Below are 24050 nucleotides of genomic sequence, written 5' to 3' on the forward strand. Positions count from 1 at the left end.
TGTCCCTGTCTGTGTCCCTGTCCCTCGATAGCCTCTTGATTGTTGTTGTCGCTATCGTGGGTCAGAAGCGTTCGTGCGGCGAAAGATAACGCCACTGCCCGGGCTGCAGCCCCGACAGCGGCACGCGGCCGATGCGGATGCGCCGCATCGCAAGAATGCGCAGGCCGGCGTTGTCGCACAAGTGCGCAATCTGCCCCGGCCGCGCGCCCTTCAGCGCAAAGCGCAGGCCGGTCTGGTCGTCGGCCTGGCGGCCGATGCTCACGCGCGCGGGCGAGCGCTCGAAGCGCACCAGTTGCTCCGGGCTCACCGGGCCGGCCACGTCGACCATGACCTCGTGCTCCATGACGCCCGCGTCTTCATGCAGCTTGCGCTCGATGCGCCAATCCTGCGTATAGACGACCAGCCCGCTGGCGCCGGTTTCCAGCGGCGTCATGCAGTTCTGGCCCTTGGCATGCGCCGGCAGAAAGCGCATGCCCGCGCGCTCGGGCTCGTGGTGGTTGGCCGCCACCAGCAGCCGTTGCGCGTTTTCGGTCGGCATGCCGGCGGGCTTGTGCAGCAGCAGGGTGACCGGCAGCACCGGTTCGGGCTTGGCGCCGGCTTCGATCTCCACCTTCTGGTGGTCGTGCACGCGCGACTGGGGCAAGAGCGCCGGCACGCCATCTACCCGCACCGCGCCGTTTTCAATGAGCAGCTCGGCCTCTCGGCGCGAGCAGCCGGCAAGTGCCGCCACGCGCTTGGCAAGGCGAATGCCTTCTTCGCTGGAGCCGTTCATTGGGTGGAAGCCAGTTGCCGGATGCGGGCCACATGCGCGGCCAGCGAGCGGGCGGCCACCGGCCACATGCGCTCGGGCACGTCGTCATAAGCAAGCGGCAACCAGTCTTCGGGCGTGCCTTGGGGGAGTTTTTTCATGGCGGATGCAATCTTGGCTTCGCGCTTCAGGCGATGCGCTTTCAGTTGGGCGATGGCTGCGCGTGCGCTGCCGATGACGTAGCCGTGCGCCGGCAGGATGAAGTCGATACCGCCCGCCTCGCAGGCTGCGTCCAGCTTGTCCAGCGAATCCAGGTACGCGTTCATGTTGCCGTCGGGCGGGTCAACCACCGTGGTGCTGCCGTTCAGGATGTGGTCGCCGGAGAACAGCAGGCCGTCTTCTTCCAGCACCAGGCACAGGTGGTTGGCGGCATGGCCGGGCGTGTGAATGGTGCGCAGCGTGTGGTTGATTTTCTGGCCTTCGGCGTCGGTGCCCGAAAGCACCAGGCGCTCGCCGTCGAGCAGTTCGCGTTCGGCGGCAAAGCGTGCGGACGACCGTGCCGTGGGCGCCGAAGACAGCCCGAGGATCGGTGGCTTGGCTTTTTCGCACAGCGCCTGCAGCGGCGCTGCGCCGGGCGAATGGTCGGCGTGCGAATGCGTGCATACGATCATTCGGATGTCGCCCTGCGTGGCACGCCAGAGCCGGCCGATGTGCCCGGCATCGTTGGGCCCCGGGTCGATCACAAGGTAGCCCGTGGCCGCGTCGCCCACGATGTAGCTGTTGGTGCCGGGGCCGGTCATGGCGCCTGCGTTGGGCGCAGTCAGGCGCTGCACGTTCTTGAGCAGCGGCACCGCGTGCTCGCTCTGCCAGTCGAGCGTGTGCAGCAATTGGCCGTCGGGGCACACCAGCGCAAGCTCGCCATAGGGCGATTCGTTTTCCATGTAGCGCGCATCCTGCCCGCCGAGCAGCCCGGCGCGCGGGCAACTGGTCCAAAGCGGTTTTTCGCCGGCGCAGGCCTGCAGCACCGCATCGACCTTGGCATAGGCCGCCAGCCGCTGCAGCGTGCGCACCGTCGGAAAAATCATGAAGAAGCTGCCTGCCGCATGGCGTGCCAGCGCGTCGGCCGGCCGCACCCAGCAGGGTTCGAACTGCTCGCTTTCGTCGGCTGTGGGCGTCTGGCCTTCGGGCATGCGCGCCACCAGAAAAGGCACGTCGAAGCGCTTGGGCAAGTCGCGGTCGGTGATCCAGTGCGCAAGGGTGAAGACCTGGTCGCATGCGAGCACCAGCCCGCGCTGCTCGCACTGCGCCAAAAAGGAAACGGGGGACGTGGTGCTGCGGTCCATCGACGCGATGTCTTCCGCGCTCACGGGGTGGCCGTTTGCATGGCGCGCAAGCAGCACGCCCAGTTCTTCGAAGGCTTCGCGAATGGCCGCAATGGCCTGCGTGAGTTGAAGGCCGCTCTGGGTGGGGCGGTGCGCGGCAATGCGCTTGGCGGCTTCGTCGGCCGCATCGATCTGGCCGCCGGGAAACACATAGGCGCCTGGCGCGAAGCTTGCTCTGTCTGAACGGCGCGTCATCAGCACTTCGATGCCGGCTTCCGAATCGCGCAGCAGCAGCACGGTGGCTGCCGCGCGCACGGGCACCGGCTCGCGTGCTGGGTGGAGTTGTTGGGTGGGGCGGACCATGCGGCGATTATGGAGAGGTACTGCGATGCGGCGGTGTCCCGCATAAGCTCATACCGGATCGGGCATGAACCGCGCGCCACAATCCCGGGCTGCATCGCCCGCATCGAGGAAAAAGACAGTCATGACTCATTCTCCCTTTTCGCGTTTCTTCGGCTCCCGCCTGCTGCTGGCCGGCGCTGCCCTGTTTGCTGCCGCCGCATCGCCCACCGCCTTTGCCCAGGCCGACTGGCCGCAGCAGCCCGTGACACTGATCATGGGCTTTCCGGCCGGCTCGGGCGTGGACGTGGTGGCCCGCGCCATTCAGGAGCCGCTTGCCAGGCAGTTGGGCAAGCCCGTCATCATCGACTACAAGTCGGGCGCCGCCGGCAACATTGCCAGCGAGTATGTGGCGCATGCCAAGCCCGACGGCTACACCCTCTCTTTTGGTACCGCAGCCACCCACGGCAGCAACGCCGCGCTCTACAAAAAGCTGCCGTTCGACGTGGAGGCCGACTTTGTGCCAGTGGCGCCGGTGCTCGACGTTTCGAACGTGCTCACCATCAACCCCGACGTAATCAACGCAAAGACATTGAAGGAGTTCGTCGATCTCGTCAAGGCCAACCCCGGCAAGTACAACTATGCGTCTACAGGCAACGGCGCCGGCACGCACATGGCGTTTGCCGAATTCAATTCGCGCCTTGGCCTGAACATGGTGCACGTGCCCTACAAGGGCGGGCCCGAGGCCATCACGTCGGTGGTGCGGGGCGAAACCTGCTGCATCATGAACCAGGTGCAGACCGTGCTGCCGCACTACAAGGCGGGCAAGGTGCGCCTGTTGGGCGTGACCACGGCCACGCCGGTTGCGGCCGTGAAAGAGGTGCCTACCATCGCCTCGAGCGGCCTTGCAGGCACACAGGGCTTCGACAGCTCCATCTGGTTCGGCATCTTCGCGCCCAAGGGCACCGACGCCCAGATCGTCAACAAGCTCAACGCCGCGGTAAAGGCGGTGCTGGAGCAACCCGAACTTCGCGAGCGCTTCGAAAGCCAGGGCAACACCGTTCGCATCGAATCGCCCGCGCAGTTCAAGAAGACCGTGCACGACAACCGCGTGAAGTGGGCCGAGGTGGCCAAGGCCGCGAACATCAGCATCGATTGATGGCAGGCGCGGGCCTGCCGCGGTGCTATTCGAGCAGCGCCCGGTGAACGCGAATGGCCTCGGCCGATACCGGGTTCAACGCCGCGTTGCCATCCGCGTCCAGGTGAGCGAGCAGTTCCCTGCGCATGCGCGGTTCCCAAAAGCGCTTGAGGTGCAGCGCAAGATCTTGCAAGGCCTCCGCGCGGTCGGGCATGGCTTCGAAGAAGCTGCCCATCTGGTTCACCATGCGAATCAGCTGGTCTACATGCATTGCTGAAAACCTCCGGCGTTGGCGGGCAGGCCGTTCAGCCGCCCCGGATGCGTGTAGATGACCAGGTCGTCGCCGCGCACGAAGCCCGCCAGCGTCAGGCCGGTTTCCTGCGCGACTGCGGTGGCCATCGAGGTTGACGCCGACACTGCGGCCAGCAGCGGCACCCCGGCCGCAACGGTCTTTTGCACCATCTCGAAACTCGCGCGGCTTGTCACGGCGATGAAGCCTGTGGAAGCGGCCAGCGTGCTCTTGGCAAGCGCACCCACCAGCTTGTCGAGCGCGTTGTGCCGGCCGACGTCTTCACGCACCAGCAGGGCTTCGCCTTCTGCCGTGCACCAGGCCGCAGCGTGTACCGCGCCGGTCACCTTCTGCAGCACCTGCAGCGATGCAAGCTCCCGCATGCCGCGGGCAACGGCGCTCTTCGATAGCGAGGGGCCCGGCGGCAAAGGCGGCAGCGTGCGCGCAACATGCGCCAGGCTTTCAGTGCCGCACAGCCCGCACCCCGTGCGGCCGGCCATCGAGCGGCGGCGCTCCTTCAGCCGCGCGAACGCCGCGCTTGCCACTTCGAGCTTGAGGGTGATGCCTTCGGGCGCGTACTCTTCCTCGATGCCATAGAGTTCATTGCGCCCCAGCAGAATGCCTTCGCTGAGCGCAAAGCCGAGTGCAAAGTCGGGCAGGTCGGTTGGCGTTGCAAGCATGACCGCGTGCGCAATGCCGTTGAACTCCAGCGCGACCGGTATCTCCACGGCCACCCAGTCGCGGTTGTCGAAAATCTCGCGGGCGCGCACGCCCCGCACGGGCAGCAGCTCGGCGCTTCCGGGCCGCAGCGGTACGTCGGCCAGGTTCATTTGGCCACCGCTGTTTCTGCCGCTTCACCAAGCCGCTTGTTGAGCAGTTCTTCCTGCAGGGCGTTGAACCGGCTGTACTCCTGCTGCCATTCCGAAGGCTGCATCACCGGCATCACCTGCACCGCAGTCACCTTGAATTCGGGGCAATTGGTGGCCCAGTCGGAGTTGTCGGTGGTGATCACGTTGGCGCCCGATTCCGGAAAGTGGAAGGTGGTGTACACCACGCCCGGCTGCACGCGCTCGGTAATGGTGGCCCGCAGCACGGTTTCGCCGGCGCGGCTCCGTATGCCGACCCAGTCGCCTTCCGCAATGCCGCGGTCCTCCGCGTCGGCCGGATGGATCTCGAGCCGGTCTTCGCTGTGCCACTGGTTGTTTTCGGTGCGGCGGGTTTGCGCGCCCACGTTGTACTGCGAGAGGATGCGCCCCGTCGTCAATATCAGCGGGTACATGCGCGTGACTTTCTCGTCGGTGGGCACGTACTGCGTGATGATGAACTTGCCCTTGCCGCGCACGAATTCGTCGATGTGCATGGTTGGCGTGCCCTCTGGCGCGGCATCGTTGCAGGGCCACTGCACGCTGCCCAGCTTTGCCAGCTTGGCGTAGCTCACGCCCGTGAAGGTGGGCGTGAGCGCGGCAATCTCGTTCATGATTTCTTCGGCGCTCGAATAGTTCATGGGGTAGCCCAGCGCAGTGGAGAGCAGCTGCGTCACCTCCCAGTCGGCATAGCCCGCCTTGGGCGGCATGACCTTGGTCACACGCGAAATGCGCCGTTCGGCGTTGGTGAAGGTGCCGTCTTTTTCAAGGAACGACGCACCCGGCAAGAACACATGCGCGTACTTGGCGGTCTCGTTGAGGAAAAGGTCCTGCACGACGATGCATTCCATCGCCATCATGGCCTCGGCCACGTGCTGTGTGTTCGGGTCCGACTGCACCACGTCTTCGCCTTCGCAGTACAGGCCCTTGAAGCTGCCGGTAATGGCGGCATCGAACATGTTGGGAATGCGCAGGCCCGGCTCGGGCCGCAGCTCCACGCCCCAGGCCGATTCGAAGCTGCCGCGCGCGGTGCTGTCGGACACATGGCGGTAGCCGGGCAGTTCGTGCGGAAACGAGCCCATGTCGCACGAGCCCTGCACGTTGTTCTGGCCGCGCAGCGGGTTCACGCCCACGCCTTCGCGGCCCACGTTGCCGGTGGCCATGGCCAGGTTGGCAATGCCCATCACCATGGTCGAGCCCTGGCTGTGCTCGGTCACGCCCAAGCCGTAGTAGATGGCGGCATTGCGCTTGCCGTCGTGGCCCTGGGCAAACAGCCGCGCCGCGGCGCGCAGGTCGGCGGCCGGCACGCCGGTCACTTCTTCCATGGCCTCGGGCGAATTGGCCGGACGTGCGACAAATTCACGCCACTCGTTGAACGACTTGGGCTCGCAGCGCTCGGCCACGAAGGCTTCGTCGACCAGGCCTTCGGTCACGATCACGTGCGCCATGGCGCTGATGACCGCCACGTTGGTGCCCGGCTTGAGCTTGAGGTGATAGTCGGCCTTGACGTGCGGCGACTTCACCAGGTCGATGGTGCGCGGATCGACCACGATCAGCCGCGCACCGGCGCGCAGCCGCTTTTTCATGCGCGACGCAAACACCGGGTGGCCGTCCGAAGGGTTGGCGCCGATCACCATGATCACGTCCGACTTTTCAACCGACTTGAAGGTCTGTGTGCCGGCCGATTCGCCCATGGTCTGCTTCAGCCCGTAGCCCGTGGGCGAATGGCACACGCGCGCGCAGGTGTCGACGTTGTTGTTGCCGAAGGCGGCGCGCACCAGCTTTTGCACCAGGTAGCCTTCTTCGTTGGTGCAGCGCGACGAGACGAGCCCGCCGATGGAATCGGTGCCGTACTTGGCCTGGATGCGGCGGAACTCGCTGGCGGCGTAGTTGACGGCCTCGTCCCAGCTCACCTCTTGCCACGGGTCGGTGATCTTGCTGCGGATCATCGGCTTGAGCACGCGGTCCTTGTGGGTGGCGTAGCCCCAGGCAAAGCGACCCTTCACGCAGGAGTGGCCTTCGTTGGCCTTGCCGTCTTTCCACGGCACCATGCGCACCACTTCATTGCCCTTCATCTCGGCCTTGAAGCCGCAGCCCACGCCGCAGTAGGCGCAGGTGGTAATGGCGCTGTGCTCGGCCTGGCCCAGCCAGATGACCGATTTTTCTTGCAGCGTGGCCGTGGGACAGGCCTGCACGCAGGCGCCGCAGCTCACGCATTCGGATTCCATGAACGGCTGGTCTTGCCCGGGCGATACGCGCGACTCGAAGCCGCGGCCGCTGATGGTGAGCGCAAAGGTGCCCTGCGTTTCTTCGCAGGCGCGCACGCAGCGGTTGCACACGATGCACTTGGACGGGTCGTAGGTGAAGTAGGGGTTGGACTCGTCCTTGGCGCTCTTCAGGTGGTTGGCGCCATCGTAGCCATAGCGGACGTTGCGCAGGCCCGTGACGCCGGCCATGTCCTGCAGTTCGCAGTCCCCGTTGGCTGCGCAGGTAAGGCAGTCGAGCGGATGGTCGGAGATGTACAGCTCCATTACGCCCTTGCGCAGCTCTTGCAGCCTGGGGCTTTGCGTGCGCACCTTCATGCCGGCCTCGGCCGGCGTGGTGCACGACGCAGGGTAGCCCTTGCGCCCGTCGATCTCCACCAGGCAAAGCCGGCAAGAGCCGAAGGGCTCCAGGCTGTCGGTTGCGCACAGCTTGGGCACCTGTACGCCTGCGTCCACCGCGGCGCGCATCAGCGAGGTGCCCTTGGCCACCGTCACCGGCATGCCGTCGATTTCGAGCGTGACTTCTTCGGTCGATTCGCGCCTGGGCGTGCCGTAGTCGATGTCTTGCGATGGGTTCAGCATGGGATGTGTCTCCTGTTCGTCTTGCCGGTCAGGCTGCGGCGCGATCGGGGGCTTCGATGCCGAAGTCCTCCGGGTAGTGATTGATGGCCGACAGCACCGGGTACGGCGTCATGCCGCCCATGGCGCAGAGCGAGCCGTGCAGCATGGTGTCGCACAGGTCGCGCAGCAAAATGACTTGCTGCGGCCGGTTCTGGTTGCTGGTGATCTTGTCGATCACTTCCACGCCGCGCGTCGAGCCGATGCGGCAGGGCGTGCATTTGCCGCACGATTCGATGGCGCAGAACTCCATGGCGTAGCGGGCCAGCTGCGACATATCGGCCGTGTCGTCGTGCACCACGATGCCGCCGTGGCCCACCACGGCGCCCACGGCGGCGTAGGCCTCGTAGTCGAGCGGCAAGTCCCATTGCGATTCGGGCACATAGGCGCCCAGCGGCCCGCCCACCTGCACCGCCTTGATCGGCCGGCCGCTCGCGCTACCGCCGCCAAAGTCGTACAGAAGCTCGCGCAGCGTGAGGCCGAACGCCTTTTCGACGAGGCCGCCGTGCCTGATGTTTCCGGCCAGCTGAAACGGCAGCGTGCCGCGCGAGCGGCCCACGCCGTAGTTCTTGTAGAAGTCGGCGCCGCGCGCCAGGATGAGGGGCACCGACGCCAGCGTGATCACGTTGTTGATGACAGTGGGCTGGCCGAACAGCCCCTGCAATGCCGGCAGCGGCGGTTTTGCGCGCACGATGCCGCGGCGGCCTTCCAGGCTTTCGAGCAGCGCGGTTTCTTCGCCGCACACATAGGCCCCCGCAGCCTTGCGCACGATCAGGCGAAAGCTGCGGCCCGAGCCCAGGATGTCGTCGCCCAGGAAGCCCGCCTGCTCTGCATTGCGGATGGCCTCGTTCAGCGCGGCAATGGCATGCGGATATTCCGACCGCACGTACACATAGCCTTCGGTCGCGCCTGTCGCAATGCCCGCGATGGCCATGCCTTCAACCAGCATGAGCGGGTCGCCCTCCATCGTCATGCGGTCCGAGAAGGTGCCCGAGTCGCCTTCATCCGCATTGCAGACGATGTATTTTTGACGCGCCTCTGCGGCCAGCACGGTCTTCCACTTGATGCCGGCCGGAAAGGCGGCCCCGCCGCGGCCGCGCAACCCGGAGTCGAGCACTTGCTGCACGATATCCGCGGGCGAGAGCGTCAGCGCACGGCGCAGCCCCGCAAAGCCTTCGTGCGCCTCGTAGTCGGCCACAGACACGGGGTCGGTCACGCCCATGCGTGCGAAGGTCAGGCGCTCCTGCTTCTTCAGGTAGGCAATCTCTTCCGTCAGGCCCAGGTTCAGCACGTGTGCGCCGCCAGCAAGAAAGCCCGCGTCGAACAGGCCGGCCACGTCGGCGCGCGTTACCGGCCCGTATGCCACGCGGCCCTGCGGTGTTTGCACTTCGACCAGCGTTTCCAGCCAGAAGAGGCCGCGCGAGCCGTTGCGCACAATGCGCACCGGCAGGTTGCGCGCAAGCGCTTCGGCTGCAATCTGCCGGGCCACCCGGTCGGCGCCCACCGCCAGTGCGGCGGAGTCGCGGGGAACATAAACGGTAGTGGTCATGAGGCTTGCCGCGCTTCCTCGACGATTTCGTCGAACAGCGCCGGCGTGATGCGGGCATGCACTTCGTCGTTGATTGCAATGGACGGCGACGAGGCGCACAGGCCAAGGCAGAACACCGGTTCCAGCGAGTACTGGCCATCGGCCGAGGTGCCGTGCACGCCGCAGCCCAGCCGTTGCTCGGCATGCGCCAGCAGCGCGTCTGCACCCATCGCCTTGCAGGCTTCGGCACGGCAGACCTGCACCAGCAGCCGGCCTGCGGGCTCAGAGCGAAAGTGGTGGTAGTAGCTCACCACGCCGTGCACCTCGGCGCGCGACAGGTTGAACTGCTCGGCCACGAGCGGCACAGCATCGGGCGGCACATAGCCCAGCGCGTCTTGTATGCCGTGCAGGGCAGGCAGCAGCCCGCCGGGCACGTCCTTGTGCGCAGCGGCAATGGATGTCGCGATGCCCGGCCCTGTTGTCTCTTTCGCTTCTGTCATATGCTTTTGATCTCCTAATTGCGGAGTTGCCATACCCGTGGTTGCGCGAGTGTATGGAGCAGCATCGGGTGCCACAATATGAGGCGACCGGCCCAATAAATATGCGTTGAAAAGCCTAAACCTATGCATGAAGTGCACATCAAGCCCCAATGGACCATTCGCCAGCCCGATGGCGCAGCCCTGGCGCCGCGGGTGATCGAGCTGCTGGTGAAGGTGCTGGAGCACGGCAGCCTCTCCAGTGCCTGCGCGGAGGCCGGCGTGTCCTACCGGCACGCGTGGGAGCTCATTCGCCAGGGCGAAACCATGTTCGGCCAGCCGCTCGTGGCCATGCAGCGGGGCAAGGGCTCCAGCCTTACGCCGCTGGGCGAAAAGCTGGTGTGGGCAGACCGCCGCATTACCGCGCGCCTGTCGCCCCTGCTCGATTCGCTGGCCTCCGAACTGGGCGCGGAAATAGAAAAGCTGATTCCCACCGCGCCCAACTTGCTGCGCATTCACGCCAGCCACGGCTTTGCCATAGAGGCCCTGCACGGCTTTCTGGCCGCGGCGCAGGTGCCGGGTGATTTGCGCTACTGCGGCAGCGAAGAGGCCGTGGCCTCGCTGCATCACGGCAGTTGCGACGTGGCGGGCTTTCATGTGCCGCTCGGCGCGTTCGAGGCCGAAGCCGTTACCCACTACGGCGCCTGGCTCAACGCGGACACGCAGAAGGTCATCGGCATGGCAACGCGCCACCAGGGCCTCATGGTCGCGCCCGGCAACCCGAAAAAGATCTACTCGCTGGCCGACCTGGTGCGCCCCGATGTCCGCTTCATCAACCGGCAGGCGGGTTCAGGCACGCGCTACCTGTTCGATCTGCAACTGCGCGAGCAGGGCATTGCACCCGAATCCATCAAGGGCTACGAGCAATGCGAGTTCACGCACGCCGCGGTGGCGGCCTTTGTGGCCAGCGGCATGGCCGACGCGGGCTACGGCGTGGAAACGCCCGCGCGGCAGTTCAAGCTGGACTTCATCTCCAACCAGGTGGAGCGCTACTTTTTGCTGTGCGACGAACGCTCGCTCGCGGCGCCCATCGTGCAGCGCATGCTCGACATTCTTCGCAGCGATGCCTACCAACAGGCGGTAAACCGGCTGCCGGGCTACCAGGCGGTGAACTGCGGCCAGGTGCTGTCGCTGGCGGAGGCGTTCAGCTCCCTGGGTCCGTCGCGCGAAAAACCCGCCCGGTAACCTGCACTCGCGCGCCCAGCGCCTCGAAGCGGCACACAAGCTCGTCCTTCCAGCTCTCGCTGATGTTGTCGTCCAGCAGCTTCAGCGGCAGCTGGTGCTTGAGCTTCAGCAGGTTGGCACCTGCCAAATGGCTGTAGCTGGCATGCGCCTTGAGCGCGGTGAGTACCTTCAACGGCTGGTCGCCCAGATCCGTCAGGTGAACCGTATAGAAGACCGTCGGCGAAACGCCCGTCGGCGCAGGTGGTGGCGTGTACACCTCGATGCGATTCATCAGCACTTGCAGGCTCGGGTAGAGCGGCTGCGGTGACCAGTGGCCTTGGCCATGCCAGTCCCACAGCACCGGCACCTCCGGCCGGCTGATGTCGCCGATCAGCGGGTCGCCGCCGGCGTTTTGCAGAACCACCCAATGCGGCTGCCAGTCGCCCGTGTCCGCGGCGTCGCTCCACACCAGATGCCCGGGCGTGCTTGCCTGCTGATCAAGGATGAAGCGATAGCCTTCCATTTCCGCCAGCAGGCCGGGCACGTCAACCGCGCCCGAGCCGGTAAGCACCTCGCCGTCACCATCGCGCCATTCAGCCTCCTCCAGCATGAGAGTCTGCGCTTTCATGCGGCCACACCAGGCAAACCACTCTTGAATTGGCGGGGGCAGGGGAGGCAGGTTGAACCGGGCCGCCAGCGAGGCTTGTACGGCTGCCCGGCTGGGCCAGTTGTCGCGTGTCAGTGCCATTGAATGTTCGGGGTGCGGCGATCAGGCCGCCTCGATGGAGAGCCGGGGCCAACGCTCGGCGAACCGCTTGGCCTGAATGCGCTCCCGGTAGGTCGCAGCGCTTGCCCTCTGCGGATTGTGCCGAACGCGCAGCCCGAAGAGGTCGTCGAGCCCATGCGGAGCGACCACACCCAGCGTTCCGTCGCCGTTCAGGTACACGCCAACGCACGTGGCAAATTCTGGCCACGTTGCAACGCCTTCTTCCAGCGAGGCGAGGGGCGCGACAACCTGGCCGAGTGCGTCGGCGAACCAGCGATGAACGCCGGCCTGGTTGGTTACCTCCCAACGGAGGTTTGGCATGGCCGAGTGAAGCTGCTTTTCGAGATGGGCATCGTGCTCCGGCGCGGCATCCGCATCGAAGTAGACGACGTCCATGTCGTCGACCGGCGAATGTCGGTCGAAGCCGTGAAGGGTGTCCCACACCAACGAGCGGATGGCACCGGCGCCTATGCACCAGGACTGGAGTTGAAGCGAACGAACGGCGCGCAGTGCGGCCATCAGCGGGGCCGATGCAGCCACCATTGCGATGAGCCTGCGTTCGAGCACGGCTTGCACATTCGAAAGCTGCACGGTGATCTCTTCGGGCAATGAGGCGGTCATCAGTTCGGGTTTGCTCTTTCGTAGCGCATGAGCAGCGCAGGTCCGTCGGGCGTCATGACTTCGCCAACGTCCTCGAAGCCGACTTTCCGGTAGCAACGTATGGCGCGGGCGTTGGCGGGCGAGGGGTCTGTCTGCACCTTCGAAACGCCGGGGTCTTGAAAGAGCCGCTCGACGAAGGCCTTGATCATTGCAGTGCCCAGGCCCTGGTTCAGTCGGTCGGCGTCTGCCAGGAACTGGTCGATACCTCTCGCGCCGGCATCGGTCTCGTCTTCCCACCAGCCGCCGCCAGAGCCTTGCACCACGTAGACCTGGATGAACCCGATCGGCTCATCATCGAGTGTGGCGATGAACGCCCGGGTCGAAGACCTGCCGTCGAGCGTGGGAAGGTAGTCGTCCTTTATCTCTTCCAGCGTGCTGGGCTCGTTCCACCATTCGGCCACGTGGGGCCGCCGGACCCATTCGTGGAGCATTGCAAAGTCGTGTTCGGCCAATGGCCTGAACGAAAGCGCTTCCATCGCATTACCCTTGCAGCGAATTTTCAGAAGGCGTTCCGCCTAGCGGCGCTTTGGTGGCCGCTGCCATCCAGTCCCAGACCTGCGCGGGTGCCTCGATCATCACGTTGTGGCCGTGCGGCCCAAGGTCGCGGGCATCGGGGTCGAGCGCGCGGGTCTGCTCTAGCGTTACCAAGGCATCGTTGCCGCCGCGGCCCAGGTGCACCGGGCAGCGCGCCAGCGTCATCAGTTCGGTCAGCGGCGGCTTGCCGACGGCATTGGCCTTGGGGTCCATTGCAAGGCGCCATCCGTCCGCATCGCGTTCGACGCCTCTTGCAGCGGCAGCCGCCGATGCATCCGCAATTGCCGCAAGACCTGAAACCTTCAGGTATCGCTCCCACGCTTCTTCTTCCGTCGAAAACTTCTTGGCGGGTTGAGACGCCAGCGTTTCCATGCGACGGAGCTCATCGTCGTTCCACGAAATCTTGATGCCCGCCGCAAAGACCTGATGCGGCATTGCGCCGAACCAGCCGGTGGCCAGTGCGAGGCCGATCACTCCGCCCAGCGAATGCCCCAGCACTACCAGCCGGCCAGCAGGGTCGAGGTGCGGCAACACGGCGCGCGCAACGGTTGCGGCGCTTTGGCCAATCGCATAAGAGTCTTGCCGGCCCGAGCCGCCGTGGCCCGGCAGGTCCACGGCAATCCATCGCCCCGCCCATCGGGCGTTGGCCATTTCGCACATGGGCGACCACACGGCCCCGGTGGCGCCCATGCCATGCAGCATGAGGAGCAGGTCAGGGCCTTCGCCGCCTTGTTCGACGTACAGGTTCGCAGCTTGCATTGCGTTGCTCCTCAGGCGCGGCGCACTTCCATCACGCCATGCTCGCCGGCCTGCTCGTAGACCGAAGGCACGCGCGTTGCCAGGTGCAGCAAGATGCGTGGTGCCTGCTTCTTGACGGACCACCGCACCAGAATGCCGGCCAGCACCAGCGGCCCGCCGATCCATGGATAACCGGCCAACGCCGCGGCAATGCCCGGGCCGATGAGTGCAAGCGCCAGCGCCATTGCATGCATGCGGTGCGACACGAAGGGCACCACAAGCGCAGGGTTCACGATCACCCGAAAGCGCCCGTGCGGCAACCCTTCGCGGAATTCCTCGAAGGGAATATGTTCGGCGGTCTCCTGCGTGTCGTTCAGTTGGCTCATGCGCGCATTCTGGCGCCAAACGGCGATGGGCCGGCTGTTTGCATGTGGGCTGCGGCCTATTTGAAGATCATCGAAAGCGCATCTTCAAAGGCGGGCAGATCCGTTCCGACGTGGTTCGTCGAATATGTCTTTTCCACCAGCGTCAAGCCGGGGTATCCGCGCTGCAGCAGCTTTTCATACATCTCTCCCACCCACACGTAGTTGCAGCCCACAGGGTCACCGCACCGCGCGAGGATCAACGTGGCATTGATGGCCTTGCCTTTCTGCGCGTCGTACATCTTCTGCTCGAGGTTGTCCGTATCGACCTTCTGAAAACCATAGGAGCCTTCAAAAGAAAGGAAGTGCGAGAAAGTGAGCGTGCCGCTCGCACCTTCGAGAAAGAGCGCGTGGCCGGTCATGCTGCCGCTGAGTGAGAGCCCTGTGAGGACGCGCTTGCCCGGATCGGAGCGGTATCTGGATTCGATGAACGGCACCAGCTCCGACTTGAGAAACTCATGATAGGGAAGGGCACCGGGAAAGGTGTAGTCGGTTTGCCTGCGTATGGTGCCGCCTATCCCGACGAGGATGGCTTCGACGCGGCGTCGTTCGAGTATTTCCTTCAAGTTGTAGAAGCGCGAGACCGGCGCATAAAGCGCATCGCCGTCCAACGCATAGATAACGGGAAACGCCGCGGAGCTGCCGCTGTATGAGGGCGGCAGGTATATCTGCAGCTCGTAGGTTGCGCCGGTTTTTGCAGAGCTGATGCTCACGGTTTCCGTTCGGCCAGCAGCCGATGGCGCGGTGGCGGGAGGCGCACCCGTTACGGGCAGTATCGGCAAAGCGGCACCGCCGCCTCCGCCCCCACCTCCGCCGCCGCAGGCTGTCAGCGTAACGAGAAGCGCGCCGCAGACTGCGGACATGAGCGCGTAAAAACTCCCTCTGAATTGCATGGCGGCTTCCATTCTTGTCGAGGCATTTCGCAACGCCCCGGATCATCGTCGCGGCACATGTGAGTGGTCAATGACGTCCGTTCGCAGCCACCTCACTACACTGCCCCGATGCGCCACTCCCTCCATCGCATCGCGACATGCGAGACCTGCTGACCTCTTACTTCTTCAGCGGCGACACCATTCGCAGCCGCAGCGTGGGCAATGCCGTGCTCTCGGGCAAGGTCGATGTGCCTGTGCCTCCTGCAAGGCTCACGGCGGATTGGGAGCGCGAGATATCCGGCCACCTGGCCCTCGAGCCCGGCGACGTCGAGGCGATGCCGCTGGCGCGAGCGCGTGCGCGCTGGCCCGACTACGTGCGGTGCGTGCAGGCAGTGGCTGATTGGACGCGCACGCTCGGCCTGGGCGACGTGCTTGCATCGAGCGACGTCGCGCTCATGGCTTGCCGTGGCGCGCGATACCACCACGACGGTGCGCAATATGGCGGCGCTGCGTTCTGCAATCTGTTCGTGAGCGAAGACAAGGGGCTCGACGTTCACTTTGCTTCCACAGGCCATCGCATTCCGCTTGCTCGCGGCACGGTCCTGATCTTCGACACTGCCCAGCCTCATGCGGTTGTGCCGCGCGGCGCCAGCACTTTCGATGCGGCCGACTTCGGGCCTGACAAAGACTGCAGCCAGTTGTTTCTCACCTGGGAGCTTTCCATCGAAGGTGCCGATGTGGCGCGGGCACTCGGCGTGGTGTTCGACGTCGATTGTTCGACCGCATCGCAACTCGATGAAGAGCAGGTGCGGGTCAACGGCAAGCGCGCAACCGTGTGTTCCGCTTCAGGCCAGTGGTCAACTTTTGACTGATCTGCTCCGGTAGTGCTTACCAAGGTTCGCATCGCTACTACATCGCTGTGTCACAGCGACTTCGTACGCTCGATGTTGCCTTGATTCGCGGTGGCGGAGACACTGCCGTTCGTCGAGGCCATTCAAACCGCCTTGGCGAAATCAGGAGTGACTCTTCCATGCATTCACGGCTTTCTTATTTGCGCGCGCCGCTCGCGCTGTTGGTCATGGCCTTCGCGTTGACCGCATGTGGCGGTGGCGATGGTGGCGGCGGTGCCGCAGCCGGCTTCGGCGGCACGGCTGCGGCAAAAGACGTTGGTGAAAACACCGCCGGCAAGACCGATACCGCACCGGCGACGCCCGACGCCGGCAACAGCGAACCCACCGTGAGCTACGCCCCCTGAGGCGCATCCATCAAATATTCGAGACCGACCAAACCCACCATGACCACACGTCGCAAGTTTCTCCAGAGCGCCACGGGCACCGGCATTGCAGCCGCCACGCTGGCCACTTTTCCGCCCAGCATTCGCCGCGCGCTGGCCATTCCGGCGCACCACGAAACCGGCACCATCAAGGACGTGAAGCACGTTGTGCTGCTGATGCAGGAGAACCGTTCGTTCGACAGCTACTTCGGCACCTTCAAGGGCGTGCGCGGCTATGGCGACCGCTTTGCCGTGCCCGCGCCCAACGGCAAGACCATCTTTCACCAGACCTACACCAAGACCACGCCGCCCAGTACCTACACGCCCTACCGGCTCGAAGAGAGCAAGGGCAACGCGCAGCGCGCGGGCAGCACGCCGCACAGCTGGTCCGACTCGCAGGCCGCTTGGGACCACGGCCGCATGTTCAAGTGGCCCGACGTGAAGAACCTGCTGTCGATGGGCTACTACGACACCGCCGAAGTGCCGTTTCAGCGCGCGCTGGCCGAGGCCTTTACGCTGTGCGACCACTACCACTGCGGCATGCACACCGGCACCATTGCCAACCGCCTGTTCTACTGGAGCGGAACCAACGGGCCCAACGGCACCAGCCCCGCCGACGGCAGCAAGGTGCAACTGGCCGTGCTCAACAACCAGTTCAATGCCGGCAACGACATTGGCGCTTCGACCGAAGGCTGGACCTGGACCACCTATGCCGACCGCCTGGAGAAGGCCGGCGTCAAGTGGAAGGTCTACCAGAGCCTGATCGACAACTTCGGCTGCAACGAGATGATGAGCTTCAGGCACTGGCGCACCGCCATCGAGCAAATGCCCGAAGCGCGCCGACCGGTGTATGTGCCGGCCACCGACATCACGCAGCCGGTAACCGCCGCCGGCCCGTTCTACGACGCGGCCATTGACGACCCGCTGAGCCCTCTGGCCAAGGGCTTCGGCAACACCATGCCCTACGGCTTTCTGGAAACCTTCAAAGAAGACATTCGCAACGGCACCTTGCCGGCAGTGTCGTGGATCATTTCGCCATCGGCCTACAGCGAGCACCCCGGCCCTTCGAGCCCGGCCAAGGGCGGCTGGTATGTGCAAGAAGTGCTGGACGCACTCACCTCCAACCCCGAGGTGTGGAGCAAGACCGTGCTGCTCATCAACTTCGACGAGAACGACGGCTTCTTCGACCACCTGCCTTCGCCGGCCGTGCCCTCGCGCAACCCCGACGGGTCGCTGGCCGGTGCCACCACCATGGCCGAAGCCGACGTGGCCGTTGAATATCACAACTACACGCCGGCCACGCCCAAGCAGCCCGCCATGGACGGCCGCCCGTACGGCCCCGGACCGCGCGTGCCGATGTGGATTGTGTCGCCGTGGAGCCGCGGTGGCTGGGTCAACTCGCAGGTGTGCGACCACACCTCGACGCTCATGTTTCTGGAAAAGTGCTTTGGCGTGGCAGAGCCGCAAATCAGCAAGCACCGCCGCGCCGTCTGCAGCGACCTGACGAGCGCCTTCAACTTCGAGCGTCCCAACGACGAGCCGCTGCCCACGCTGGCCGGCCGCAAGACCAAGGCCGAGGCCGATGCGCTTACCACCGCACAAGAGGCGCTGCCCAAGATCGTGCCCATGGCCGATGCCGACCTGCCGGTGCAGGCCAGGGGCGTGCGGCCCTCGCGTGCATTGCCTTACGAGCTGCACACCAGCGCGCGCAGCGATGCGCTCAACGGCCGCGTTCAGCTGCTGTTTGCCAACAGCGGCAAGGCTGCCGCCGTGTTCCATGTGTACGACAAGCTGCACCTGGCCGACCGCATACCGCGCCGCTACGTGGTGGAGCCCGGCAAGCAGCTCGACGGCTACTGGGACGCCATGACCGACAACGCCGGCCTGTACGACCTGTGGGTGCTTGGCCCCAACGGCTATCACCGCCAGTTCAAGGGCGACCTCAACCGCCTGCGCGCGGGCGGTGCGGCCGCGCCAGAAATTCGCGTGGGCTACGACGCGCGCCGCGGCGACATCTACCTGCAGATGCGCAACGACGGCCGGCGCGATTGCCGCTTTACCGTTCAGTCGAACAAGGCCTACCCGCGGCCCGATGCCTACCAGGCAGGCGGCAGGGGCCGCCACGACGACCGCGGACGCGACGGGCATGGAGGCCATGGCCACGAAGGCCACGAAGACCACGACAACAACGGCGTGTACGGCACCCACCCGGACGGCTCATGGCGCATTCGCGTCAAGGGCGGCGGCGACACCGCCATGCGCTGGAGCCTGGACGCCAGCGGCCAGTGGTATGACTTTGTGGTCACCTGCGATGCCGACCCGTCGTTCTACCGCCGCTTTGCGGGCCGCATAGAAACCGGCCGCCACTCGGTGAGCGACCCGGCCATGGGGCTTGCCGACCGCTTCTGACCGGCAGCCGAAGAAAAACCGGGGCTACGGCAGCAGCCTTGCAACCGCATCGGCGAACGACGGAATATCGGTTTCGGTGTGCGTCGTCGAGTAGGTTGTTTCTTCTACTGCCAGGCCCTGGTAGCCGCGCCCCCGGAGCCGATTGAACATTGAATCGACCGGGGCAAAGTTGCACTCGTCCGGGTTGTCGCAGCGCGTAAGGATGAGCGTTGCCGGCAACGGCCTGCCGTTGAGGGCGTCGTGCATTTGCTGCTCCAGGTTTTCGTACTCTGGCCCCTGGTGCGCATACGCGCCTTCGAACGACAGAAAGTACGAGAACGTCAGGTTGTTGGCCGCGCCTTCGAGAAACAGCGCAATGCCCGCCATGCTCCCGCTCAGCGAGAGGCCGGTGAGCATGCGCTTGCCCGGATCGGCGCGGTACCTGGCTTCGACGAAGGGCACCAGCTCTTGCGTCAAGAAGTCGTGGTAGGCCGTGGCGCCGGGCATGGTGTAGTCCTGCTCGCGGCGCGAGGTGCCGCCAATGCCGACCAGAATCGCTTGCGTGCTGCGCTTGTCGAGAATGTTCTTCAGGTTTGAAAAGCGCGTGTCGGGCGGGTTGAAGATGCCGTCTGCGTCCATCGCATAAATGATGGGGTAGCTCGCCGAGCCGCCGTCGTAAGAGGCCGGCAGGTAAATCTCGAGCGGGTAGGTTGCGCCCGTCTTCGCGGAGGCAATGGTGTCGGTGGCAACACGGCTGGTTGCCGGGGGCGGTTCAGCCGGCTCTTCGGCTGGTGGTGGCGGTGTGGGTGTCGCGGGCGGCGTGGCAGGCGGCGTTGCGGGTGGCGTGGCGGGCGCAGCAGGCGGGTCGCTGGGCGGCGCAGCAGTGCCCACGGCGGCAAAGGGCAGCGCGGTCCCACCACCTCCGCCGCCACCACCGCCACCGCAGCTCGCCATGCCGAGCACCAGCGCCCAGCCTCCAAAAAATAAAAGCGAGCGCAGGCTGCGTGCGAGCTGCTGCATTGCGACTCCTTGATCGTCTGTGGTTTCAGTTCAGGAAGAAGCCGTCGCAAAGCGAACACAGCCCCTCTTCAGAATGCCACGCGGGGCCGTGGTCCCGGCCCGATCTTGGGGTACCTCAGTGCAGAAACACTCGTATCAATCCCACGCGGGCGAAAGGCCTGCCGGGTCGGTAAGCCGCTGCCCGCGGTCGAGCGCTGCAATCTGCGCCATCTCTGCATCGGACAGCCGCAGCTGCTGCGCCTTCAGGTTGCCCTCGAGGTTGGCGCGCTTGGTAGACGACGGAATGACCGCATAGCCCAGCTGCATGGCCCACGCCAGCACCACCTGCGCAGTGGTTGCGTTGTGCGCCTCGGCAATCGCCTCGATCACCCCGTCCGCCAGCACCTTGCCGTAGGCCAGCGTCATGTAAGACGTAATGTGAATGCCCTGGCTCTTCGCAAACTGGGCCACCTTGCGGTTCTGCAGATAGGGATGCAGCTCGATCTGGTTGGTGGCAATTTCATTCGCGCCCACGGCGGCAATGGCTTCCTTCATCAGCGAAATGTTGAAGTTGGAAACGCCGATGTGCCTGGTCAGCCCCTCGGCCTTTGCGCTGGCCAGCGCGGCCATGAACTCTGCCACCGGCACCGCGTTGCCGGGCGAGGGCCAATGGATGAGCGTCAGGTCGACATGGTTTGTGCGCAGCCTGGCCAGGCTTTCTTTCAGGCTTGGCACCAGCTTGTCTTGCGCGTAGTTGTCCGTCCAGATCTTGGTGGTGATGAAAAGCTCATTGCGCGGCACGCCGCTTTCGGCAATGGCCTGGCCCACCTCGGCCTCGTTGCCGTAGATCTGCGCCGTGTCGATGGCGCGGTAGCCCAGGTCGAGCCCGTTCTTTACCGAGTCGATCACCACCTGGCCCTTCAGGCGAAAGGTGCCCATGCCGAAGGCGGGAATGGTGTTGTTGGTCGTCATGATGTTGTTCGTCCTTGTCGTGCGTTTCTAAAAAAGAGAAAAAAGAAAAAGAGGAGGGCGATCAATCAGTGCCCCGCCGGCACCGCGCCCGAAGCCCGCACCGGAATACCCGCACGGCGGTCGAGCGTTCCGCTCCATTGCGTAAGCGCCAGAGAAACCAGCACCACCAGCGCGCCAATCCACGGCGTGTGCATCAGGCCAAGGTGCGTCACGATCAGCCCGCCCACCCATGCTGCGAGCGCAATGCCCAGGTTGAAGGCCGCGATATTCAGGCCCGAGGCCACGTCTACTGCCTGAGGCGTAAAGCGCTCGGCCTGCTTCACCACATACACCTGCAGCCCCGGCACGTTGCCGAAAGCCACCGCGCCCCACATCAGCACCGCCGCCAGCGCCAGCCACTTGTGCGGCGCTGCAAAGTTGAACACCAGCAGCACCGCGGCCAGCAACGCAAAGATGATCTTCAGCGCCGGAATCGGCCCCATGCGGTCGGCCAGCCTGCCGCCCCAGATGTTGCCCACCGCCACCGACACACCGTACACCAGCATGACCCAGCCCACAGCGCCCGCGCTGAAGCCCGACACATCGGTGAGGATGGGCGCAAGAAACGTGAACGGAATGAACGAGCCGCCGTAGCCGATGGCCGTCTTGGCATACACCAGCAACAGCCGCGGCTCCGCCAGCACCTTGGCCTGCTGCGCCAGCGAGGCCGGCGGCGTGTGACGGATGTTGCTGGGAACAAAAACCCAGCTGCCGACAAACGCGATTACGCCCAGCGCAGACACCGCCAGAAAAGTCTCGCGCCAGCCAAAGTGCTGCCCGATGAACGTGCCCAGCGGCACACCCGTAACCAGCGCCACCGTGAGCCCGGTGAACATGATGGCAATGGCGCTCGCGGCCTTTTCCTTCGGCACCAGGCCCGTGGCAATCGTCGAGCCAATCGAGAAGAACACCCCATGCGCCAGCCCCGTGAGCACGCGGGCGGCAATCAGCGATTCATAACTAGGCGCCTGCCACGCCAGCAAGTTGCCAAGCGTGAACAGCGCCATCAGGCCAAGCAGCAGCGCCTTGCGCGGCAGCTTGCCCGTGAGTGCGGTGAGCACCGGCGCGCCGATGGCGACGCCCAGCGCATAGAGGCTGACCAGCAGGCCGGCGGAGGGAAGGCCGATGCCGAGATCGGCAGCGACAGTGGGGATGAGGCCAACGATGACGAACTCGGTCGTCCCGATGGCGAAGGCGCTGAGGGTCAGCGCGAGTAGGGCGATTGGCATGAGGCACTCCTGATTGGGTTAGGAGGAGTGTCTTGGGATTACCTTTGCGGATTAAGAGGGGGTGGGGCAGAAGATAGTTGATTAAAAATCAACTATGAAGAGGCGCGCATGGCAAATTGGCTTCTACTCGGTCGTCTGTTGTTCTGCAAAGCGCGCAACGACATGTCCTAGATCATCTGCTTTGCCATCGTTATCCATCGCTCGAAAGACTCGACCTAGCTTTAGTAAAGACTCGTTCGTCGCAGTGCTCAAAAAGTCCTCGTCGAAGACTCTTTTGATAACTTCTTCCCGTCGGTTCCGCAGAAACGGAATGTCGAGTTGAAGCAAGCTAGTCATGTAGCCCGCGCTCGCGTCTGCAGGATCGCTTGCACAGATCTGCCCGTCTCGCGTATAGAGGAATCTAGCTTCGCACCCCTGGTCTAGCGGCGATATATGCTGAAGCTCGTCGAACCGGTTGCTCTTGGCGTGTCCGCAATGCGATGGTGTTGTCGCCTCGAATTTTCTTCCGCAGGAAGCGAAAAGATTTTCGTATTCGAGAGCTAGGTTCTCGTGACTTTCCTGCGGACGGAAGTGTTCGATGTGACTGCTGTCGAAGTCAATTGATTGCCCGCAGTAGCAACAGGTCCAACCTTGTTCTAACAGCAGCGACTCGTGCAAAGCATGCTTTTGAGGATTGTGTAGATCAGCGTAGCTTGGTTGCCAGTCGTCGTTTTCAAGCTCCATCCATTGCTGAAAAATCTCGGGAGCATTTTTCTTGTTCACATGTCTCATTTTCCAATGGTCTCCTTCCGCCTCAGCAGGGCGGCTGCACCAGCAAGCTCCGCCAGGCCCGGAGCTATTTTTCGTAGTTCTTCGAGTTGCTCGCGGGCAGCCTCCAGTTGGTTTCTCTCTAAGGCAGCAAATAGCTCAGACAGCCTTGTTTCGACAATGGGAGGTCTAGCAGATGCTCCCATGATTTCTTCGAGAACGCGACTCGAATCAACCCCATAGCTGACCTTGGGATGCGTGATGCCATGAGGGCTAAGCAAAATGATCTCCTTTGGCTTGAGCTCTCCAAGCACCTGCGGCGAATGACTCGCGACGATGAACTGAACCGCAGGGAAGGCGGCCGTCAGTCCTGTTGTGATCATCCGTTGCCATTTCGGATGCAGGTGCATATCAAGTTCGTCAATCAACACTACTCCCGGTGTATCTGTCAGCACACTTCGACCAAGATGTGGGTTTAGAAGGCACATACGACGGGCGATGTCTGCAACGAGAGAAATAACTGAGCGTTGACCATCACTCAGGTTCTCATAGAGTGTAGGAACGCGTTTTCTGGAGCTATCTTCATTCCACTCGACAAGAAGCCCCCTTTGCCTCATGTCATAGCGCACGCCCTTTAAGCCTTCAACAGCCCCTGCCAGCGCGGAGTTGACGAGGCCTAGCTCGTCATCGAGCACGTCATCAAACGCCTCCCCCAACTCGGACGCTGTTTGAAGGCGCTCTAGGCTCTTAGAGATCATCCATCCTTCCAAGGCCGAAGAATCTAGCGAGGCGTCCCACCATCTCTCGTATCCGTCTGCTCTGGCGTGGCGCTCCGTTACGGCCTCCAATTCGCTGAGTGCTCCTTTCGCCCACCTGCGATTCGCACCATAGAACACCGCGATCGGCAATGTTTTATGAAGCGTCTCATCACTAGAATTCGGAAGCGGGCGCTGTGATACCCAGAGTGGTCCCGGAGGATCTCCTGAGATCAGAGGATGTTCGATCGAACCAGCCTTCTTCCACGACCATTTGATCTTTGTCCCAAAAGCTTGTCCTGTAGCGATTAACTCAATCGGATAGCAGGGCTCAAAACGTCGACGCTCGTTGACCTCCGCAACGCTTACTCGCGCATCTCCTGGCTCCTGCAGTGGATGCGATTGACCGTGCCTCAGATTGAAGTACATCGTGAGTCCTCCAAGGCAGTCGCGCAGGCCTTTGAGGATCGTAGTCTTGCCACTTCCATTGGCGCCCACGAGAACGTTGAAGCCAGAGGAAAAGTCCACCGGAAGATCCTCGTGGCAGCGATAGTTCACGAGCCGTATCGAGTCGATTCGCATGATGGTCCTTATGTTTTTTGCACTATTCGAGATTATCTGCGTCGTGCCGCTGAGCACCATAGGCGAGACATCCCCAGATCGGAGCTGAGCGCCGCAAGTCTGGTTGATACGCCTATCGCCGATATACTGGTGCCGTCGCGCAAAAAGAGCGCGATCGGGTTTGGAAGCCCGCTAAAACCCCTGCGACGAAAGCCGCAGGAACCGCACATGGTCTGCGGCTTTTTCGTTCGTGCTGCTTTTAGGCGGCTCGGACGGGAGGGCGCAG

General features: G+C 64.0%; 23 protein-coding genes. 5 read left to right on the forward strand and 18 right to left on the reverse strand.

Going from position 1 to position 24050, the window contains the following annotated elements:
• Positions 1 to 61: 61 nt before the first annotated feature.
• On the reverse strand, positions 62 to 772 hold the full coding sequence (locus J2X67_RS14140; RefSeq protein WP_309953914.1) for an RNA pseudouridine synthase: 711 nt from the start codon (positions 770 to 772) through the stop codon (positions 62 to 64).
• Positions 769 to 2433 carry an MBL fold metallo-hydrolase gene (locus J2X67_RS14145; protein WP_309953916.1) on the reverse strand — a complete coding sequence of 555 codons (1665 nt, stop codon included), beginning with the start codon at positions 2431 to 2433 and terminating at the stop codon, positions 769 to 771. The genes J2X67_RS14140 and J2X67_RS14145 overlap by 4 nt, the downstream gene beginning before the upstream one ends.
• Positions 2434 to 2554: 121 nt before the next feature.
• Between J2X67_RS14145 and J2X67_RS14150 the strand changes: the two genes are divergently transcribed.
• Positions 2555 to 3568, forward strand: a complete 1014-nt coding sequence (locus tag J2X67_RS14150; RefSeq protein ID WP_309953918.1) for a tripartite tricarboxylate transporter substrate binding protein — start codon at positions 2555 to 2557, stop codon at positions 3566 to 3568.
• Positions 3569 to 3593: 25 nt separating this feature from the next.
• On the opposite strand, the gene J2X67_RS14155 is transcribed toward J2X67_RS14150, so the two are convergent.
• The 5 genes from J2X67_RS14155 to J2X67_RS14175 are packed head-to-tail and all read right to left on the reverse strand — an operon-like array spanning position 3594 to position 9609.
• Positions 3594 to 3818 carry a formate dehydrogenase subunit delta gene (locus tag J2X67_RS14155; RefSeq protein ID WP_309953920.1) on the reverse strand — a complete coding sequence of 75 codons (225 nt, stop codon included), beginning with the start codon at positions 3816 to 3818 and terminating at the stop codon, positions 3594 to 3596.
• The gene (gene fdhD / locus J2X67_RS14160; protein ID WP_309953922.1) at positions 3809 to 4666 is read right to left on the reverse strand and encodes a formate dehydrogenase accessory sulfurtransferase FdhD; all 858 of its coding nucleotides are present in this window, start codon (positions 4664 to 4666) and stop codon (positions 3809 to 3811) included. Before fdhD ends, J2X67_RS14155 begins: the two co-directional genes overlap by 10 nt.
• Positions 4663 to 7545, reverse strand: coding sequence for a formate dehydrogenase subunit alpha (gene fdhF, locus J2X67_RS14165; RefSeq protein ID WP_309953924.1), 2883 nt, complete (start codon positions 7543 to 7545; stop codon positions 4663 to 4665). The genes fdhD and fdhF overlap by 4 nt, the downstream gene beginning before the upstream one ends.
• Before the next feature lie 28 nt (positions 7546 to 7573).
• Complete coding sequence (locus J2X67_RS14170) at positions 7574 to 9130, reverse strand: NADH-ubiquinone oxidoreductase-F iron-sulfur binding region domain-containing protein (protein WP_309953925.1); 1557 nt, start codon at positions 9128 to 9130, stop codon at positions 7574 to 7576.
• Positions 9127 to 9609 (reverse strand): formate dehydrogenase subunit gamma, encoded by a 483-nt coding sequence (locus J2X67_RS14175; RefSeq protein ID WP_309953926.1) that lies wholly within the window; start codon positions 9607 to 9609, stop codon positions 9127 to 9129. The genes J2X67_RS14170 and J2X67_RS14175 overlap by 4 nt, the downstream gene beginning before the upstream one ends.
• A gap of 123 nt (positions 9610 to 9732) precedes the next feature.
• On the opposite strand from J2X67_RS14175, the gene J2X67_RS14180 reads away from it, so the two are divergent.
• Positions 9733 to 10830 carry a substrate-binding domain-containing protein gene (locus tag J2X67_RS14180; RefSeq protein WP_309953928.1) on the forward strand — a complete coding sequence of 366 codons (1098 nt, stop codon included), beginning with the start codon at positions 9733 to 9735 and terminating at the stop codon, positions 10828 to 10830.
• Here the strand turns inward: J2X67_RS14180 and J2X67_RS14185 are convergent.
• From J2X67_RS14185 to J2X67_RS14210, 6 genes are all read right to left on the reverse strand, one after another.
• Complete coding sequence (locus J2X67_RS14185) at positions 10790 to 11437, reverse strand: hypothetical protein (RefSeq protein WP_309953930.1); 648 nt, start codon at positions 11435 to 11437, stop codon at positions 10790 to 10792. The genes J2X67_RS14180 and J2X67_RS14185 overlap by 41 nt on opposite strands.
• 141 nt (positions 11438 to 11578) lie before the next feature.
• Positions 11579 to 12118, reverse strand: coding sequence for a nucleotidyltransferase family protein (locus J2X67_RS14190; protein ID WP_309954086.1), 540 nt, complete (start codon positions 12116 to 12118; stop codon positions 11579 to 11581).
• Positions 12119 to 12195: 77 nt separating this feature from the next.
• Positions 12196 to 12711, reverse strand: coding sequence for a GNAT family N-acetyltransferase (locus J2X67_RS14195; protein ID WP_309953931.1), 516 nt, complete (start codon positions 12709 to 12711; stop codon positions 12196 to 12198).
• Between the two features lie 4 nt (positions 12712 to 12715).
• The gene (locus J2X67_RS14200) at positions 12716 to 13528 is read right to left on the reverse strand and encodes an alpha/beta hydrolase (RefSeq protein ID WP_309953933.1); all 813 of its coding nucleotides are present in this window, start codon (positions 13526 to 13528) and stop codon (positions 12716 to 12718) included.
• An 11-nt stretch (positions 13529 to 13539) separates the two neighbouring features.
• A complete protein-coding gene (locus J2X67_RS14205) occupies positions 13540 to 13893 on the reverse strand; it encodes a hypothetical protein (RefSeq protein WP_309953934.1) in 354 nt (117 codons plus the stop codon).
• 56 nt (positions 13894 to 13949) lie between these two features.
• A complete protein-coding gene (locus J2X67_RS14210) occupies positions 13950 to 14834 on the reverse strand; it encodes an alpha/beta hydrolase-fold protein (protein ID WP_309953935.1) in 885 nt (294 codons plus the stop codon).
• 125 nt (positions 14835 to 14959) lie between these two features.
• Here J2X67_RS14210 and J2X67_RS14215 point away from each other — a divergent pair, with 125 nt between their 5' ends.
• From J2X67_RS14215 to J2X67_RS14225, 3 genes are all read left to right on the forward strand, one after another.
• Positions 14960 to 15673, forward strand: a complete 714-nt coding sequence (locus tag J2X67_RS14215) for a hypothetical protein (protein WP_309953937.1) — start codon at positions 14960 to 14962, stop codon at positions 15671 to 15673.
• A gap of 158 nt (positions 15674 to 15831) precedes the next feature.
• Entirely contained in the window at positions 15832 to 16056 is a 225-nt protein-coding gene (locus J2X67_RS14220; RefSeq protein WP_309953938.1) for a hypothetical protein, read from the forward strand.
• Between the two features lie 39 nt (positions 16057 to 16095).
• The gene (locus J2X67_RS14225) at positions 16096 to 18483 is read left to right on the forward strand and encodes a phosphocholine-specific phospholipase C (protein ID WP_309953939.1); all 2388 of its coding nucleotides are present in this window, start codon (positions 16096 to 16098) and stop codon (positions 18481 to 18483) included.
• Between the two features lie 24 nt (positions 18484 to 18507).
• On the opposite strand, the gene J2X67_RS14230 is transcribed toward J2X67_RS14225, so the two are convergent.
• The 5 genes from J2X67_RS14230 to J2X67_RS14250 all read right to left on the reverse strand — a co-directional run bounded on the left by J2X67_RS14230 (position 18508) and on the right by J2X67_RS14250 (position 23785).
• Positions 18508 to 19482 carry an alpha/beta hydrolase-fold protein gene (locus tag J2X67_RS14230; RefSeq protein WP_309953941.1) on the reverse strand — a complete coding sequence of 325 codons (975 nt, stop codon included), beginning with the start codon at positions 19480 to 19482 and terminating at the stop codon, positions 18508 to 18510.
• A gap of 135 nt (positions 19483 to 19617) precedes the next feature.
• On the reverse strand, positions 19618 to 20433 hold the full coding sequence (dkgB, locus tag J2X67_RS14235) for a 2,5-didehydrogluconate reductase DkgB (protein ID WP_309953943.1): 816 nt from the start codon (positions 20431 to 20433) through the stop codon (positions 19618 to 19620).
• Positions 20434 to 20498: 65 nt separating this feature from the next.
• Positions 20499 to 21701, reverse strand: a complete 1203-nt coding sequence (locus J2X67_RS14240; protein ID WP_309953944.1) for an MFS transporter — start codon at positions 21699 to 21701, stop codon at positions 20499 to 20501.
• A 123-nt stretch (positions 21702 to 21824) separates the two neighbouring features.
• Positions 21825 to 22472: a retron system putative HNH endonuclease gene (locus J2X67_RS14245; protein WP_309953946.1), complete on the reverse strand. Its 648-nt coding sequence runs from the start codon at positions 22470 to 22472 to the stop codon at positions 21825 to 21827.
• Complete coding sequence (locus J2X67_RS14250; RefSeq protein WP_309953948.1) at positions 22469 to 23785, reverse strand: AAA family ATPase; 1317 nt, start codon at positions 23783 to 23785, stop codon at positions 22469 to 22471. Before J2X67_RS14250 ends, J2X67_RS14245 begins: the two co-directional genes overlap by 4 nt.
• Positions 23786 to 24050 lie beyond the last annotated feature (265 nt).

Source organism: Variovorax sp. 3319, assembly GCF_031456585.1.
Taxonomy (GTDB): domain Bacteria; phylum Pseudomonadota; class Gammaproteobacteria; order Burkholderiales; family Burkholderiaceae_C; genus Variovorax; species Variovorax paradoxus_P.

Coding starts and splice junctions, on each gene's coding strand:
- J2X67_RS14175 (WP_309953926.1), bottom strand. CDS start 9,609: ATGACAGAAGCGAAAGAGACAACAGGGCCGGGCATCGCGACATCCATT.
- J2X67_RS14140 (WP_309953914.1), bottom strand. CDS start 772: ATGAACGGCTCCAGCGAAGAAGGCATTCGCCTTGCCAAGCGCGTGGCG.
- J2X67_RS14225 (WP_309953939.1), top strand. CDS start 16,096: ATGACCACACGTCGCAAGTTTCTCCAGAGCGCCACGGGCACCGGCATT.
- J2X67_RS14150 (WP_309953918.1), top strand. CDS start 2,555: ATGACTCATTCTCCCTTTTCGCGTTTCTTCGGCTCCCGCCTGCTGCTG.
- J2X67_RS14210 (WP_309953935.1), bottom strand. CDS start 14,834: ATGGAAGCCGCCATGCAATTCAGAGGGAGTTTTTACGCGCTCATGTCC.
- J2X67_RS14245 (WP_309953946.1), bottom strand. CDS start 22,472: ATGAGACATGTGAACAAGAAAAATGCTCCCGAGATTTTTCAGCAATGG.
- J2X67_RS14145 (WP_309953916.1), bottom strand. CDS start 2,433: ATGGTCCGCCCCACCCAACAACTCCACCCAGCACGCGAGCCGGTGCCC.
- fdhF (WP_309953924.1), bottom strand. CDS start 7,545: ATGCTGAACCCATCGCAAGACATCGACTACGGCACGCCCAGGCGCGAA.
- J2X67_RS14180 (WP_309953928.1), top strand. CDS start 9,733: ATGCATGAAGTGCACATCAAGCCCCAATGGACCATTCGCCAGCCCGAT.
- J2X67_RS14195 (WP_309953931.1), bottom strand. CDS start 12,711: ATGGAAGCGCTTTCGTTCAGGCCATTGGCCGAACACGACTTTGCAATG.
- J2X67_RS14200 (WP_309953933.1), bottom strand. CDS start 13,528: ATGCAAGCTGCGAACCTGTACGTCGAACAAGGCGGCGAAGGCCCTGAC.
- fdhD (WP_309953922.1), bottom strand. CDS start 4,666: ATGAACCTGGCCGACGTACCGCTGCGGCCCGGAAGCGCCGAGCTGCTG.
- J2X67_RS14230 (WP_309953941.1), bottom strand. CDS start 19,482: ATGCAGCAGCTCGCACGCAGCCTGCGCTCGCTTTTATTTTTTGGAGGC.
- J2X67_RS14190 (WP_309954086.1), bottom strand. CDS start 12,118: ATGGTGGCTGCATCGGCCCCGCTGATGGCCGCACTGCGCGCCGTTCGT.
- J2X67_RS14205 (WP_309953934.1), bottom strand. CDS start 13,893: ATGAGCCAACTGAACGACACGCAGGAGACCGCCGAACATATTCCCTTC.
- J2X67_RS14185 (WP_309953930.1), bottom strand. CDS start 11,437: ATGAAAGCGCAGACTCTCATGCTGGAGGAGGCTGAATGGCGCGATGGT.
- J2X67_RS14170 (WP_309953925.1), bottom strand. CDS start 9,130: ATGACCACTACCGTTTATGTTCCCCGCGACTCCGCCGCACTGGCGGTG.
- J2X67_RS14240 (WP_309953944.1), bottom strand. CDS start 21,701: ATGCCAATCGCCCTACTCGCGCTGACCCTCAGCGCCTTCGCCATCGGG.
- J2X67_RS14220 (WP_309953938.1), top strand. CDS start 15,832: ATGCATTCACGGCTTTCTTATTTGCGCGCGCCGCTCGCGCTGTTGGTC.
- J2X67_RS14215 (WP_309953937.1), top strand. CDS start 14,960: ATGCGAGACCTGCTGACCTCTTACTTCTTCAGCGGCGACACCATTCGC.
- dkgB (WP_309953943.1), bottom strand. CDS start 20,433: ATGACGACCAACAACACCATTCCCGCCTTCGGCATGGGCACCTTTCGC.
- J2X67_RS14250 (WP_309953948.1), bottom strand. CDS start 23,785: ATGCGAATCGACTCGATACGGCTCGTGAACTATCGCTGCCACGAGGAT.
- J2X67_RS14155 (WP_309953920.1), bottom strand. CDS start 3,818: ATGCATGTAGACCAGCTGATTCGCATGGTGAACCAGATGGGCAGCTTC.